14 protein-coding genes are annotated in these 14,868 nt (G+C 62.6%); 7 read left to right on the plus strand and 7 right to left on the minus strand.

Going from position 1 to position 14,868, the window contains the following annotated elements; genetic code table 11:
* Nucleotides 1–67: 67 nt before the first annotated feature.
* Entirely contained in the window at nt 68–889 is an 822-nt protein-coding gene (locus FJ949_RS11210) for a DUF2189 domain-containing protein (protein WP_140495789.1), read from the plus strand.
* 59 nt (nt 890–948) lie between these two features.
* On the opposite strand, the gene FJ949_RS11215 is transcribed toward FJ949_RS11210, so the two are convergent.
* From FJ949_RS11215 to FJ949_RS11245, 7 genes are all read right to left on the minus strand, one after another.
* Nucleotides 949–1,422, minus strand: coding sequence for an aminoacyl-tRNA deacylase (locus FJ949_RS11215; protein ID WP_140495790.1), 474 nt, complete (start codon nt 1,420–1,422; stop codon nt 949–951).
* A 185-nt stretch (nt 1,423–1,607) separates the two neighbouring features.
* Nucleotides 1,608–2,006, minus strand: a complete 399-nt coding sequence (locus FJ949_RS11220) for a cytochrome C oxidase subunit IV family protein (protein ID WP_140495791.1) — start codon at nt 2,004–2,006, stop codon at nt 1,608–1,610.
* A 9-nt stretch (nt 2,007–2,015) separates the two neighbouring features.
* The gene (locus FJ949_RS11225) at nt 2,016–2,735 is read right to left on the minus strand and encodes a heme-copper oxidase subunit III family protein (protein WP_140495792.1); all 720 of its coding nucleotides are present in this window, start codon (nt 2,733–2,735) and stop codon (nt 2,016–2,018) included.
* Between the two features lie 13 nt (nt 2,736–2,748).
* Nucleotides 2,749–3,453, minus strand: coding sequence for a cytochrome c oxidase subunit 3 (locus tag FJ949_RS11230; RefSeq protein WP_140495793.1), 705 nt, complete (start codon nt 3,451–3,453; stop codon nt 2,749–2,751).
* Nucleotides 3,450–5,219 carry a cytochrome c oxidase subunit I gene (gene ctaD, locus FJ949_RS11235; RefSeq protein WP_140495794.1) on the minus strand — a complete coding sequence of 590 codons (1,770 nt, stop codon included), beginning with the start codon at nt 5,217–5,219 and terminating at the stop codon, nt 3,450–3,452. Before ctaD ends, FJ949_RS11230 begins: the two co-directional genes overlap by 4 nt.
* Nucleotides 5,220–5,240: 21 nt before the next feature.
* The gene (coxB, locus tag FJ949_RS11240; protein ID WP_140495795.1) at nt 5,241–6,125 is read right to left on the minus strand and encodes a cytochrome c oxidase subunit II; all 885 of its coding nucleotides are present in this window, start codon (nt 6,123–6,125) and stop codon (nt 5,241–5,243) included.
* Nucleotides 6,126–6,409: 284 nt separating this feature from the next.
* On the minus strand, nt 6,410–7,090 hold the full coding sequence (locus FJ949_RS11245; RefSeq protein WP_140495796.1) for a GntR family transcriptional regulator: 681 nt from the start codon (nt 7,088–7,090) through the stop codon (nt 6,410–6,412).
* A 216-nt stretch (nt 7,091–7,306) separates the two neighbouring features.
* Between FJ949_RS11245 and FJ949_RS11250 the strand changes: the two genes are divergently transcribed.
* From FJ949_RS11250 to FJ949_RS11275, 6 genes are all read left to right on the plus strand, one after another.
* The gene (locus FJ949_RS11250; protein WP_140495797.1) at nt 7,307–8,434 is read left to right on the plus strand and encodes a sugar ABC transporter substrate-binding protein; all 1,128 of its coding nucleotides are present in this window, start codon (nt 7,307–7,309) and stop codon (nt 8,432–8,434) included.
* A gap of 75 nt (nt 8,435–8,509) precedes the next feature.
* Nucleotides 8,510–10,051, plus strand: coding sequence for a sugar ABC transporter ATP-binding protein (locus tag FJ949_RS11255; RefSeq protein WP_140495881.1), 1,542 nt, complete (start codon nt 8,510–8,512; stop codon nt 10,049–10,051).
* Nucleotides 10,048–12,114 (plus strand): ABC transporter permease, encoded by a 2,067-nt coding sequence (locus FJ949_RS11260; protein WP_140495798.1) that lies wholly within the window; start codon nt 10,048–10,050, stop codon nt 12,112–12,114. The genes FJ949_RS11255 and FJ949_RS11260 overlap by 4 nt, the downstream gene beginning before the upstream one ends.
* Before the next feature lie 13 nt (nt 12,115–12,127).
* A complete protein-coding gene (locus FJ949_RS11265; protein WP_140495799.1) occupies nt 12,128–12,934 on the plus strand; it encodes an SDR family oxidoreductase in 807 nt (268 codons plus the stop codon).
* Nucleotides 12,935–12,944: 10 nt separating this feature from the next.
* Nucleotides 12,945–13,892: a 3-hydroxyacyl-CoA dehydrogenase gene (locus FJ949_RS11270; RefSeq protein WP_140495800.1), complete on the plus strand. Its 948-nt coding sequence runs from the start codon at nt 12,945–12,947 to the stop codon at nt 13,890–13,892.
* Complete coding sequence (locus tag FJ949_RS11275; protein WP_140495801.1) at nt 13,889–14,851, plus strand: 3-keto-5-aminohexanoate cleavage protein; 963 nt, start codon at nt 13,889–13,891, stop codon at nt 14,849–14,851. Before FJ949_RS11270 ends, FJ949_RS11275 begins: the two co-directional genes overlap by 4 nt.
* The last annotated feature ends 17 nt before the right edge of the window (nt 14,852–14,868 follow it).

Genomic DNA, 14,868 nt, shown 5'->3' on the forward strand with positions numbered 1-14,868 from the left:
GGCCAGTCATGCAGAACGGCAGCACCGTGAAACCGCGGCCTTACCAGACCTGTCTGGAGGAATGGTCATGGCAAGCTTTCACGTCATAGCAGGCGCCAGCGAGACGCTGGAGCACACCAGAATTCGCAAGATCGGTGTCACCGACCTTTTCGATGCGCTCAGGCGCGGCGTCGACGATTTCATGGTCAAACCGTCGCACATCATTTTTCTCTGCCTGATCTACCCGCTTGCGGGGGTCGTGCTTGCAGTCTGGACATCAGGCAATAACACGCTCCCATTGTTGTTTCCGCTCGTGTCCGGATTTGCGCTAATTGGTCCATTCGCCGCAATCGGCCTCTATGAGATCAGCCGGCGACGGGAAGCCGGGCTAGACGCCTCATGGAGGGCCGCCTTCGAGGTCAGGAATTCTCCGGCGCTGCCAGCCATCGCCGCGGTTGCGATCATGCTGCTTGCAATCTTCATCGCCTGGCTTTTGACTGCGCAGGCGTTTTACCAACACCTGTTCGGCCCCGCCCCACCGCAATCCTTCTCCAGCTTCATCAATGACATATTCGCCACAGGACGCGGCTGGACGCTCATCATCCTGGGGCACGCCATCGGCTTCGTCTTCGCTGCGATCGTGCTGTGCACGACGGTCGTCGCCTTCCCGTTGTTGCTCGAGCGAGATGTCGGCGCCTATGAAGCCATCCACACCTCGGTGCGCGTGGTGCTGGCGAACCCGATCGTGATGGCGGTATGGGGCCTGATTGTCGCCGTCGCCCTGATCATCGGCACGCTGCCAGTATTCGCGGGGTTGGCGATCGTGCTGCCGATCCTCGGTCACGCTACCTGGCATGTCTACCGCAAGGTCGTGGAACCGCCGCCGACGGCCGGACCGGCGCCTCGATGAACTCCCTGCCGCGCCGGCAAGGACCGGTGCGTGCAGGTTGATCAGAGCCCTTTCCGGCTTCAGTAAGCCGGATGGCTGAAGCGGGCCTGGTGGGCGCCCATAGTCAGGTTACGGAAATCCTTGCCGCTGACACGCACCAGCGTCCTGTGATCGCCGCCCTCGAAATAGATATCGGCGGCACCGCCAAGGCTTTCGTCAAGGACTACCGGCACATCGTAGGCCGCGCCGATCGGCGGAATGGCGCCGGTATCGCAATCGCCAAAGAGCGAAACCGCTTCATCTTCGGTGGCGAGTCCAAGATTCTTGTCCATGACCTTCTGCAACGCGCCGAGCTCGATCCTATGTGTGCTGGGGACCACGGCCAGCGCATAACCCAGATCGTGGTGAACGAGCACCGATTTGGCCATTATGCTGCCGGGCACGTGCGCGGCTATGGCGGCCTGCCTGCTTGTGGCCGTGCGATGATGCGCGACAGTATCGTAGGAAATCCCTTTCCGGTCGATATAGTCCTTCAGTTTGTTTGCGATTGTCATTTTGGGCGTCCCTTGCTGAGTTCGCGACGCAGGTCAAAACGCGGCAATCATTTCGCTTCCGTCGTTTCGGTATGAATAAAGATGGCCCAACCGTCGATTGTTTCAAGGCGAGGGTGGCGGCACCGGACCGCCCGCAGCATCGTCGGAATCCTGGTCGGCGACAAGGTCTGAACTCCGATTTGGCGTCAGGGCCCAGCCCCGAAAAACGCCATCCGGGTGAGAAGCGTGTAATCCGCTTCAAAGACCATCATCGCCACGAATACCAACACCAGCACGGGCGGCAGGATGATTGCGTATGTCAGCGCCAGCCGTTCCCAGGCCATGTGCATGAAAATGGCGACGATGAGCCCTGCCTTGAGGATCATGAAGATCAGGATCAGCGACCATCTGAGATAGCCGTGCAGACCGAAATAATCGATCAGATAGGAGCAGGTGCTGAGAATGAACAGCCATGCCCAGACCACCAGATAAAGCTTGATCGGGTGCTCCTGATGAACTTCTGCCGGGGGGGCGCCGGTCGTCGCCGCGTCATGAGTAGCGTGCAGCGTGTGTTGCCCGAGGCCGTTTGCGGTTGCTTCAGCCATATCTGCCTCTCACCAAAGATAGAAGAACGCGAAAATGAAGACCCAGACCAGGTCGACGAAATGCCAGTAGAGTCCCATGATCTCGACGTTCTCGTAGCGGCCCCTGCGGCTGGTAAAGAAGCCGGGCCGCCCAAAGTCAAAATCTCCACGCCACACCTTTCGCGCCACGATGATCAGGAAGATCACCCCGATTGTCACATGCGTGCCGTGGAAGCCGGTGATCATGAAAAAGGTTGACCCGAACTGGGCAGCGCCCCAGGGATTGCCCCAGGGCCGCACGCCTTCGGTGATCAGCTTGGTCCATTCGAAGGCTTGCATACCGACAAAGGTCGCACCGAGTGCTGCGGTCAGAAGCATCAGGATTGCCGTTTTGCGGCGGTCGCGGCGATAGCCGAAATTGACCGCCATGGCCATGGTTCCGCTGCTTGAGATCAGCACGAAAGTCATGATGGCAATAAGGATCAGCGGAATATCCGAGCCGCCGATACGAAGCGCAAAGACCTCGCTGGGATTGGGCCACGGCACGCGTGTCGAAATGCGCGCGGTCATATAGGAGAGCAGAAAGCAGCCGAAGATGAAGGTGTCGCTGAGCAGGAAGATCCACATCATGGCCTTGCCCCATGACACGTTCTTGAACGCCCGCTGATCCGAGGACCAGTCGGCGGCGATGCCTTGCCAGCCTGCGGGCCGCGGCTCTGTCTGAGCGATATGCGTGAGTGTCTCAGCCATCCGCCCGTTCCTCCTACGTCAGTAACCCCCGGCAAATATCGATGAAAGTCGCGGCCCAGCCGGCCAGAAGCGCGAAGATGGCAAGCCAGACGAAAAGCAGGAAATGCCAATACATGGCGCACAGCTCGACGCTGAGGCGAAGCCGCGCCGGCCTTGCCCCGTTCCAAGCGCCGACGGTTGTTCTGCCCAGGCCCACCAGTCCGCCCAGTATGTGCAGGCCATGCATTCCGGTAAGCAGGTAGAAGAAACTGTTGGCCGGATTGGAAGCCAGAAAGTAGCCATCGGCAGACAGCTCGCGCCAGGCCATAAACTGTCCAATCAGGAAGGAGAGCGCCGTAAACCCGGCGGTGGCAAGGCCGAGCTTAACCATGTCCATTTGACCCTTACGAGCCGCGAGCGAGGCGCATTGCAGCGCAATGCTGCTGAGGACCAGCATGCCGGTGTTGAACCAGAGCAGCCGCGGCAGCGGCAGCGCCTGCCAGTCCGACAGCGCCATGCGCATGAAGTAGGCGCTGGTGATCAGCGCGAACAGACAGCCGACGACCGCCAGGAAGACGCCGAGGCCGATCTTGGCGGTCGGTAGCGCCGATCCTTCCATACCAACAAAATCCCCGGCCATACCTTGCTCGAGCCATGGCTTGGTCATCAGCCGCTGGTGGGAAAGCCACCATCCGGCAAAACCGGCGATCACGAGCATGAAGACCAGAATGACGCTCATGCCGGCTCCTTGGAGGGACCGAAGGAGCCCGGTACGTTTTGCGGGATAAAGTCCTCCTTGGCGCCCGGTACGCTGTAGTCATAGGCCCAGCGATAGACGATCGGTAGGTCTTTGCCGAAATTGCCATGGGCCGGTGGTGTTTGCGGCGTCTGCCATTCGAGGGTCGTGGCCCGCCACGGGTTGCCGCCGGCCTCGCGGCCATGACGGATGCTCCAGATCAGATTGAACAGGAACACAATCTGGGCAAAGCCGACGATGAACGCCATGATGCTGATGAACGAGTTCAGATGGTGGGCCGATTCTGTCATCACCGTCATATCGGTCAGTTCATTGTAACGCCTGGGCACGCCCATCAGTCCGAGGTAGTGCATGGGAAAGAAAATCAGGTAGGCGCCGAGGAAGGTGACCCAGAAATGGAACCGGCCCAGCGCCTCGTTCAGCATCCGGCCGGTGACCTTCGGATACCAGTGGTAGATCGCACCGAAGATCACGATGATCGGCGCGACCCCCATGACCATATGGAAATGGGCAACGACGAACATCGTGTCCGACAGCGGGACGTCGACCACGACATTGCCAAGGAACAGCCCGGTCAACCCGCCATTGACGAAGGTGACGATGAAAGCCAGGGCAAATAGCATCGGTATGGTGAGGTGGATGTCGCCGCGCCACAACGTCAGCACCCAATTGTAGACCTTGATGGCGGTCGGAACCGCGATGATCAATGTCGTGGTGGCGAAGAAGAAACCGAAATAGGGATGCATGCCGCTGACATACATGTGGTGCGCCCAGACGACGAAGCTCAGCGCACCGATGCCGACGATGGCCCAGACCATCATGCGATAGCCAAAGATGTTCTTGCGCGCATGGGTGCTGATCAGGTCCGACACGATGCCGAAGGCCGGAAGGGCCACGATGTAGACTTCGGGATGGCCGAAGAACCAGAACAGATGCTGAAACAGGATCGGGCTGCCGCCATTATGCTGTAATTGCTCGCCCATTTCGACGATCGCCGGCATGAAGAAGCTGGTGCCGAGCGTCCGATCAAGCAGCATCATCACACAGGCGACGAATAGCGCCGGGAAGGCGAGCAGAGCCATGACGGTCGCGGTAAAGATGCCCCAGACAGTCAGCGGCAGACGCATCAGCGTCATGCCGCGCGTGCGGCCCTGCAACACCGTCACGACATAGTTCAGCCCGCCCATGGTGAAGCCGATGATGAACAGGATCAGCGAGACGAGCATCAGGATGATGCCCCAGTCCTGGCCCCCCGGTGTGCCGGTCATGATTGCCTGCGGCGGGTACAGCGTCCAGCCGGCCCCCGTCGGTCCGCCAGGCGCAAAGAAGCTCGACACCAAAACCAGCACGGCAAGCAGGTAGATCCAGTAGCTCAGCATGTTGACATAGGGAAAGACCATGTCGCGAGCCCCCACCATCAATGGGATCAGGTAGTTGCCGAAACCGCCGAGGAAGAGCGCCGTGAGCAGATAGATCACCATGATCATGCCGTGCATGGTGATGAACTGGTAGTAGGCTTCAGGCGTGATGAAGTCGAAGGTGCCGGGAAAGCCGAGTTGCAGCCGCATCAGCCAGGACAGCACCAGGGCGACCAGGCCAATTCCCGTTGCCGTCGCCGAATACTGGATGGCAATGACCTTGGCGTCCTGCGAGAAGACGTATTTCGTCCACCAACTGTGCGGATGATACAGTTCGACTTCCGCGACTTCGGCCGGCGGGATGGCATCTGCAGGGGTAATATCGACCATAGGAACACCTCCGTGTCCTTTTTAGCGAGACCCGACGGTTTCGAGCTTTGCTGCAATCCTCGAACTTGACACCGTCGTTGGACCCGACGCCTGGCTTGCCGAGCCCGTCTGCTGGGGCGCCGACAATTGCGCAAACGTCTGTTGCTGGCCAAGCCACGCCAGGTAATCCTCCTGCGTATCGACCATCACCACACCGTGCATCATCGGATGTCCTTGGCCGCAGAGTTCAGCGCACAGGACCTGGAAGGTTCCGGTTTTCGTTGGGGTGAACCAGAAGTAGGTGACCGAGCCCGGGATCATGTCCATTTTGGCGCGGAATTCCGGCACATAGAAATCATGCAGCACGTCGATCGAGCGAAGCAACATCTTGACCGGCTTGCCAACCGGCAGATGCAGATCGGCCGCTTCGACCACGACATCGTCCTGGCCATTGGAATCGCTGGTGATCACGCCCAACGGATTGTCAGCGGTGACGCCGCGGGTGTCGGACGTGCCGAGCTTGCCGTCCTTGCCGGGCAGGCGGAAACTCCATTGCCATTGCTGGCCGACAACTTCGACCACGGTTGCGTCGCTCGGAACGTTGACGAACCGGTTCCAGACGAACAGGCCGGGAACCAGCAAAGCCGTTACGCCGACCGCGGTGACAACCGTCAGCCAGGATTCGAGCCGCCTGTTCTCCGGTTCATACGCCGCCTGATTGCCTTCCCGATGACGGAAGCGGAAGACGCAATAGGCCATGAACAAAACCACGGCGGCAAAGACGACACCGGTGATCCAGAAAGTTATGATGATGGTGTTGTCGATATAGTCCCAGTTCGAGGCAATCGGCGTCCACCACCATGGGCTCAGGAGGTGGAACAGCACCGAGCCCACAACTATCAAAACGAGTACAAGCGCGAAGGCCATGTCCCGTTCCTCCCGGCATTCCAGGGGCGCGAAGCCGTCTCCGGAAATGCCAAGTGCATCATAGCTTGATTTGGGGTCGCAATTCTAGAGCCGACTGTCTTGACGGGAAAAATCCCGCCTTGCCTGCGCCAACCCTTCGAGAGGAGCCGTCCATCACACACGGGGACGCGTTCGTCCGGCTGATGCGCCTGCGCCGGATCGTTTGGGCGAAGTCGACGGTGGGGTGTGCCAAGCCACGTCGGCAGGCCGAATTCGATCTTCGCGCCGACGAAGTTTCGTTTGTGCTATTTCAGCAGGCCGACCAGAACGTCGAAGGCGGCGTCGATGTCGGCGCGGACCGCGGCCTTGACCGCTTCCGCGTCCCGGTCACGCAACGCAGCGAACATCTCCTGATGGTGCGCATTGGCGGTCGAATAGTTTCCGGAATCGTGCAGCATGTTGAAATAAGGACTGATCTGCAGCCACAAGTTCTCGATGATGTTGAGAATGTTCTCGGAGCCGGCCGCCCGGTAGATGGAGAAATGAAAGGCGTAGTTGGCGCGCAGATAGGACTTGACGTCTCCCGCCGCATTGGCCTGTTCGAGCGCGTCCAGATGCTGGCGCAGCCGGGCGATAGCTTGGTCGTCCATACGCTCGGCCGCCCATGCGGCGGCGATCGCTTCGATCTCGAAGCGGACGTTTCTCAGATCGACGAGGCGTGTGCGGCTGAGTGCGGGAATGCCGATCGAGCGGCCTGAAACCACCATCAGCGCGTTGGCGGCGGTCAGCCGCCGCAGGGCCTCCCTGACCGGCATCGGACTGACGCCGAAAGCATCGGCAAGGCTTTGCACCGTTACCATCTCGCCCGGCACGATGCTGCCGTCGAGGATCAATTCGGTGACATGGCGATAGACCCTGTCCTGCAAGGTCTCCTTGGACAGGGGCGCGATCTCGACACCCGGCTTTCTGAACGCCGCTCCAGCCATCTCCCCTCAACCTTCCCGCGCAAGCTGCGCCATAACCCGTATCCGGAATGCAGGCTTCCGGCTGCGGCGTCAAGCACCCCGGCCGTCGCCTTGTCATGAGCATATTTCATCATTGATCTTTGATCAAATGGTGATACGGTTGCGATATCGGATGGCAAGGTCACGTCTCGTGCCCTTGGGAGGCATCCGATCGTTCGGATCGGGAGGAGTTTCATAATGGGTATCGGATTGAAAGCCCGGCGGCTTGCGCTGCTGGCCGGCATGGCTGCCTGTGCTTTTGGCATCTCCGCGGCCGAGGCCGCTGAAAAACACAAGATTTTTCTCAGCATGAGCTTCATCGGCAATGACTGGCAGGCCGAGGCGGCGAACATGGTCAAGGCGATGGCCTCGCACAAGAGCCTGGTCGACAAGGTCGACCTGCAGGTCCAGGTGGCCGGGCCGAATGCGCAGCGCCAAATCCAGCAGATCAACGCCATGGTGCAGGCGGGAGCGGAGGCGATCGTGATTTATCCGATCTCGCCGACGGCGCTGAACCAGGTCGTCAAGAACGCTTGCGAGAAGGGGGTCAAGGTCTTCGCCTACGACGCCGAGATCACCGAGCCATGCGCTTACAATGTCCATATCGACCAGGAGGAGGCTGGCAGGGTGACAGCCGAATGGCTGGCCAAGAAGCTCAACGGCAAGGGCAACATCATCGCCGTGACCGGCGTTCCCGGCACTTCGGTCGACGAGCTGCGCACCAAGGCCGCCAAGGCGGTGTTCGCCAAATATCCGGACATCAAGATTGTCGGCGAAGCGGTCGGCATGTGGAGCCAGGCGGTGGCACGCACCGAACTCTCCAAGATTCTCGCCACGCGCAGCTGGGACGACATTAACGGGCTGTGGATGCAGGTAGGCTGCTTCACCGCCAATTCGATGCAGCTCGAGGCGGGCAGGAAGGCCAGCCAGCTTCTGCCTTGCGCCGGTGAAGGCTCCAATGGCGGCCGCATCCAGATGCTGCCGGAAGGGACGGAGGTCGAGGGTGCTGCTTCTCCCTATGCACCGCTCGGCGCGCCGCGCATTTCGTATGCCTCGCCGCCTTATTCCGGCGCGCTCGCCTTGAAGCTCGCCATCGAGGCGATCGAGGGCAAGGATGTGCCGAAAGCGACAATCCTGCCGCTGCCGATCGTCACCAACGAGACGAGCAAGCTTTGCAACGAGGGCACCTGGGCCGAAATGAAGGCCGGATGCAACACCTTCAAACCGTCGCTGGTTTCCAACCCCGGCTGGTTCGCGTCGATCTTCTCCGACCAGACGCCCGAGATCGGCCTCAACGCGGCGCTCGTCGGCCAGCCCGAGGAGTAGGCTTCAGCAATCCGTGCGCGTGGGGCACTGTGGGCTCCACGCGCCCGCAAGCATGGCATGCCGGAACCGGGAATGATGACTTCAACAACGCATGTGCCGGCTATTGCCGTCAACGGCATACGCAAGGCGTTTGGCGCGACGGTCGCGCTTGACGACGTCTCCTTCGCGATCTCGCCTGGCAGCGTGCACGCTTTGCTGGGTGAGAACGGCGCCGGCAAGTCGACGCTGGTCAAGCTCCTATCGGGACTGGTGCGGCCCGATCAGGGCCAGATCAGCATCCTTGGCGCGCCGGCCGCGCTCGGTTCGCCGCGCGCCGCGCATGAACGCGGGGTGCAGACGGCGTTCCAGGAGATGACGCTGGTCCGCGACCTCAGCGTTCTCGACAATATGCTGCTGCCCTATGCGCCATCCGGCCCGACCGGATTGATCAGGCGGTCGGCCGCGCGCAAGGCAGTCGGCCGGCACATTGCCGATCTCGGTTTTTCGGTCGATCTCGACGCGGAGGTGGCGACGCTCGATCTCGCGGTCCGCCAGAAGATCGAGATCGCCCGCGCCGTCTACCGGAAACCGCGCATCCTGCTGCTGGACGAGCCGACCTCGACGCTTTCGGGCGGCGACGTCGAATGGCTGGGAACGACCATCGCGCGGCTCAAAGCCGCCGGAACGACGGTCGTGTTCATCACCCATCGCATGCGCGAAGTGCGGGCCTTCTGCGATACCTTGACCATCCTTCGGAATGGCCGCCACATCATCACCGCACCGGTGGCCGACATGTCGGACGAGGATGTGATCGAGAAGATCATCGGCCGCGCTCTCGCGCAGACCTTTCCGCCAAAGCCTGAGGGCGCGGCAGTCTTCGGTCCGCCGGTGCTCGGCGTGCGCGACCTCAAGGCGGGCAGAAAACTCGATGGCGCCAGTTTCGATTTGCGCAGGGGCGAAATCCTCGGCATCGCCGGACTTCAGGGCATGGGCCAGCTGGACCTGTTCCTCGCCTGCTTCGGCATGGCCGAGATCGAACGCGGCCACCTCATGGTCGACGGCCGCAAAGTGTGGCTCGGCTCGCCGGCCGATGCGCTGAGGCCCAACATGGCGATCGGGCTGGTGCCGGAGGATCGCAAGACCGAAGGTCTGTTCCTGAAATTGTCGGGCCGGCAGAATGCATCCCTGCCGGTGGTCGGCCGCTTCACCCGGCTCGGCTTGATCCGCGAGGAGGAGGAAGCACGCGCCGTGCAGGCGGCCTTCTCGACGGTCGAGGTGGACAAGCGTGCGCTGTGGACAAGGGCCGGCGCCTTTTCCGGCGGCAACCAGCAGAAGATCGCCATCGCCAAATGGCTGGTCGCCGAAAGCCGCATCCTGCTGCTCTTCGACCCGACCCGTGGCATCGATGTGGGCACCAAGCATGAGCTCTACGTGATGATGCGCAACTATGTGGCGGCGGGCGGCTCGATCCTGCTGCATTCGACCGAAATTCCCGAACTCGTCCATCAATGCGACCGCGTGCTCGTTCTCTATGACGGACGGCTGGTGGCCGAGCTCGCCGGCGACGAGATCACCGAGAGCGCGATCATGCGTCCGGCGCTGGGACATGGCGGCAATATGCTGGAGGCAGCACAGTGAGCGCGGTCGGTTCGACGGCAACCGGACAGGCCGGATCCCTGGTGCGCCTCCTGGCGCGGCATCGCGGCGCCATCATCGCGGCGATCGTCTTTGCAGTGCTGCTCGTCGTCGTCGACCTGATCAGCGCCGGGCGGCTCACCTATTTCGACATTTCGTTCCTGTCGAGCGGCGGCGCCACCTCGGCGCTGGCGGCGATGGGCCAGACCATCGTCATTCTGTCCGGCGGCTTCGATCTGTCGGCGGGCGCCGTGGTTTCGCTGGTCAATGTGGTGCTGGCCACGACGATGGATCCGATGGCGACCGGAACGAGCGTCTGGCTGTGGACGATGGCCGGCATTGGCGTCGGCATGCTCGTCGGGGCGTTCAACGGCTTCTTCATCGCGGTGCTGCGCATGCAGCCCATCGTCGTCACGCTGTCGACCATGTTCATCTTGCAAGGCATCACACTGCTGGTCATGGACAAGCCCGGCGGCTTCGTCTCGCCCGATCTCGGTTCTTTCTATCTCGGCGATGCGATCCCGGGCTGGTTGCCCATGCCGCTGGTCGTCATCGGCATGGTCCTGCTGGCATGGTTCTGGCTGAAAGGCACGCGGTTCGGCACGGCGCTTTACGCGGTCGGCAGCGATCCAGACGCTGCGGCCGCGGTCGGCGTGCGCGTCGCTCTCGTGCGCTTCCTCGTCTATGTCATCGCCGGCGGCTGCTACGGGCTTGCCGGCGTGTTCATCAGCGCCCAGACCGGCAGCGGCGATCCGCTGGTCGGCAATCCGCTGCTGTTGTCGATATTCGCCGCCGTCGTGGTCGGCGGCACGCGGCTCGGCGGCGGGCAGGGTGGTCCGTTCGGCACCGTCTTCGGCGCCTATATCCTGATGATGGTCGTCAACGTCCTGCTCGTGCTCAACGTCTCGGCCTATTATTCGACCATCGCCGAGGGCACCATCCTCATCCTTGCCGTTCTCGCGGGCTCGCTGTCGCATGGCTCCGTGCTCGCCTACCAGGTCCGCGCCTTGCGCGCGCGGTTCGCCGCATGGCGCGCCGGCATGCTGCCGTCGCAACTCGATCATACCGACCGCAGGCTGCGCATCGCTCACAAAACGGCCGTTCCAGGACAGGCACCCGGCTTTCGCGTTCGCAATGCCGAGGCGCTGCGCTACGCGCTGCCGGCTTACGTCTGCCTGGCCGTCGTCATGATCGTCACCCAGATCTGGCTCGGCCGGGCCATCTTCAATCCCACCTACTGGAACTCGCTGTTCGTGCTGTCGAGTTTCCTTGCCGTGCTTGCGCTCGGGCAGGGCAGCGTCATACTCACCGGTGGACTCGACCTATCGGTGCCATGGACCATTGGCCTGTCGGGCATCCTCCTTGCCGGCATGGTCAACGGATCGGACGCGGCACTCGCCTATGCGCTGCCGGTGGTGCTCGCCATCGCCTGTCTTATCGGACTGGCGAACGGCATCGGTATCGTTTTCCTCGGCATCTCGCCGATCGTCATGACGCTCGCCATCAACGGCATCCTGCAAGGCTTCGCGCTTCTCTATTCGCAAGGCACGCCGGCCGGCTTCTCCTCGCCCATGCTGCGCTGGTTCATGACCGGCAAGATATGGGTGGTGACGCCGGTCGTGCCGTTCATGGTCGTCTTCGTGGCCCTTGCGGTGCTGCTGCTTGGCCGCACGGCCTTCGGCCGCAAGGTCTACGGCATCGGCAACAGCCCGCGCGCGGCCCAGCTTTCGGGCATCGCCGTCGGACGGATGCTGATCTTCGTCTATATGCTGTCGGCGCTGTGCGCGGCCATCGTCGGCGTCATGCTGACCGGCTTTTCCGGCCAGGCCAGCCTTGGCATGGGCGACGACTATCTCCTGCCGTCCATCGCCGTTGTCGTGGTCGGCGGCGCGCTGATCACCGGCGGGCGCGGTCACTATCTCGGCATGCTCGGCGGCGTGCTGCTGTTGACGGCGCTGCAGATGCTGCTGGCCGGCACGACGCTGCCTTACGCCACACGGGCGATCCTGTTCGGGCTGGTGGTGCTCGGCGCCGTCATGGCGCTGCGCGAAAGACGCATACAATGAAGGGAATGGAATCATGAGCACGAGCGCACCCAAATCGCCCGACGAATTCCTGGCGGGGCTCAAAGGGCAACGTGTCCTGGTCACGGCGGGCGCCGGCGGCATTGGCTTCGCCATTGCCGAAACGCTGTCGCGGCTCGGTGCGCGCATCGTCGTCTGCGATGTGTCCGACGAAGCCCTGGCGGCCGCCCCCAAGAAGATGGCGCTCGTCGCAGCGGTCAAGGCCGACGTGTCGCGCGACGACGATGTCGACCGGCTGTTCGAGGCGGTGGAGGAGAAACTCGGCGGCCTCGACGCACTGATCAACAATGCCGGCATCGCCGGGCCGACCGGCGGCGTCGACGAAATCGATCCGGCCGACTGGCGGCGCTGTCTCGACATCGGCCTGACCGGCCAGTTCCTGTGCGCACGGCGCGCCGTGCCGCTCATCAAGGGGGCCGGCGGCGGTTCGATCGTCTCGATGTCGTCGGCGGCCGGCCGCCACGGCTATGCGTTCCGCACGCCCTATTCGGCGGCCAAATTCGGCGTCATCGGCTTCACGCAGAGCCTTGCCAAGGAGCTCGGGCCGCACGGCATCAGGGTCAACGCCATCCTGCCGGGCATCATAGAGGGGCCGCGCATCGAGAGCGTCATCTCGGCACGCGCCAAACAGGTCGGCATCAGCCATCAGGAGATGACCGAACGCTATTTGCAGAACATCTCGTTGCGCCGCATGACCAGCCCGTATGATGTGGCTTCGATGGTCGCATTCCTGTTGTCCGACGCGGGCATCAACATTTCAGGCCAGTCGCTCGGCGTCGACGGCAACGTCGAAACGCTTTGAGGAGCAAGCCATGGCCAGGGTTGCAATTGTCGGAAGCGGGTTCATCGGACGGGCCTGGGCGGTCAGCTTCGCGCGTGCCGGCCATGACGTGCGCATGTGGGACCAGTCGCCGGTCGCGGCAGGCGGCGCGCGCGACTACATAGAAGGCGTGCTCGGCGATCTCGCTTCGAACGACCTGCTGCGCGGTCAGTCCGCGCACGCGGTGCTCGAGCGTATCGCCGTCGTGGGCGATATGGACGCTGCGCTGGCCGGCGCCGTGCATATCCAGGAGAACACGCCGGAAAATCTCGAAGTGAAGCGCGAGGTGTTTTCGCGGATCGATTCCCTCTCTGATCCGCAGGCGGTGATCGCCAGCTCCACCTCGGCGCTGTTGCCGTCGAAATTCACCGATCATCTGCCGGGGCGGCACCGCTGCCTGGTCGTGCATCCGATCAACCCGCCCTACCTCATTCCGGCGGCGGAGGTGGTGCCGGCGCCGTGGACGTCCGCCGAGACGCTTGAAAGGACGCGCGCCTTCCTCCTCGATGCCGGCCACGCGCCGCTGGTGATGAAGCGCGAGCTCGACGGCTTCATCATGAACCGGCTGCAAGGGGCGCTGCTCGAGGAAGCTTTCCGGCTTGTCGCCGACGGCTATGCCAGCGTCGAGGACGTCGATATCGGCATCCGTGATGGCTTGGCGCTGCGCTGGTCGTTCATGGGGCCCTTCGAGACCATCGATCTCAATGCGCCGGGCGGCGTGCGCGACTATGCCGAGCGCTACCAGGGCATCTATTCCAATATTTTCCCGCAGATGCTGCGTCGCGTCGACTGGGCGGGCGAGGTGATGGAAACCGTCGAGGCCGAGCGTAGCAGGCGCTTGCCCAGGGACAAACTGGGCGATCGGCAGGTATGGCGCGATCGCCGGCTGATGGCGCTGGCGGCGCACAAGAAGAAATCGGATCAGGAGTTCGGACAATGAAAGAAACCAGCCGCAAGCCCGGCGCCACGGCGGCCAGGGGCAAGGTCATCATCACCTGCGCGGTGACGGGGGCGATCCACACGCCGACCATGTCGCCCTATTTGCCGATCACGCCGGACCAGATCGCCTCGGAGGCGATCGCCGCCGCGGAAGCCGGCGCCGCGATCCTGCATCTGCATGCCCGCGATCCGGAGACCGGCAAGCCCGACCAGACGCCGGAGGCGTTTGCCCGTTTCCTGCCGCGCGTCAAGCAAGGCACCAACGCCGCCATCAACATCACCACCGGCGGCAGCCCCTACATGAAGGTCGAGGAGCGGGTGCGCCCGGCCGCCCAGTTCAAGCCGGAGGTAGCCTCGCTCAATATGGGCTCGATCAATTTCGGGCTCTATCACCTCGCCGACAAATACGAGACCTTCAAGTTCGACTGGGAAAAGCCGCATCTGGAAGCGACGCGCGACCTCGTCTTCCGCAACTCGTTCAAGGACATTGAGTACATTCTCGCGACTTGCTACGACAACGGCACGCGGTTCGAGTTCGAGTGCTATGACATCGCGCATCTCTACAATCTCTCCCACTTCGCAGACCGTGGGCTGGTGAAACCGCCCTTCTTCGTGCAGTCGGTGTTCGGCCTGCTGGGCGGCATCGGCACGCATCCGGAGGATGTCGCGCATATGAAGCGCACAGCGGACCGGCTGTTCGGGGACCAGTTCCGCTGGTCGGTGCTCGGCGCCGGCGCCAGCCAGTTGCGCATCGCCGCGCAGTCGGCGGCCCTCGGCGGCAATATCCGGGTCGGGCTGGAGGACAGCCTGTGGGCCGGCAGGGGCAAGCTTGCCAAGTCGAATGCCGAACAGGTCGTGCTGGCACGCAAGATCATCGAAGGGATCGGCATGGAGGTGGCGACGCCGGACGAGGCGCGCGAGATCCTGTCACTGAAAGGCGGCGACAAGGTCGCTTTCTGACGCAGCCAATCGCCGCG

Origin of the sequence: Mesorhizobium sp. B2-4-1, from assembly GCF_006442185.1 — a bacterium.
Taxonomy (GTDB): domain Bacteria; phylum Pseudomonadota; class Alphaproteobacteria; order Rhizobiales; family Rhizobiaceae; genus Mesorhizobium.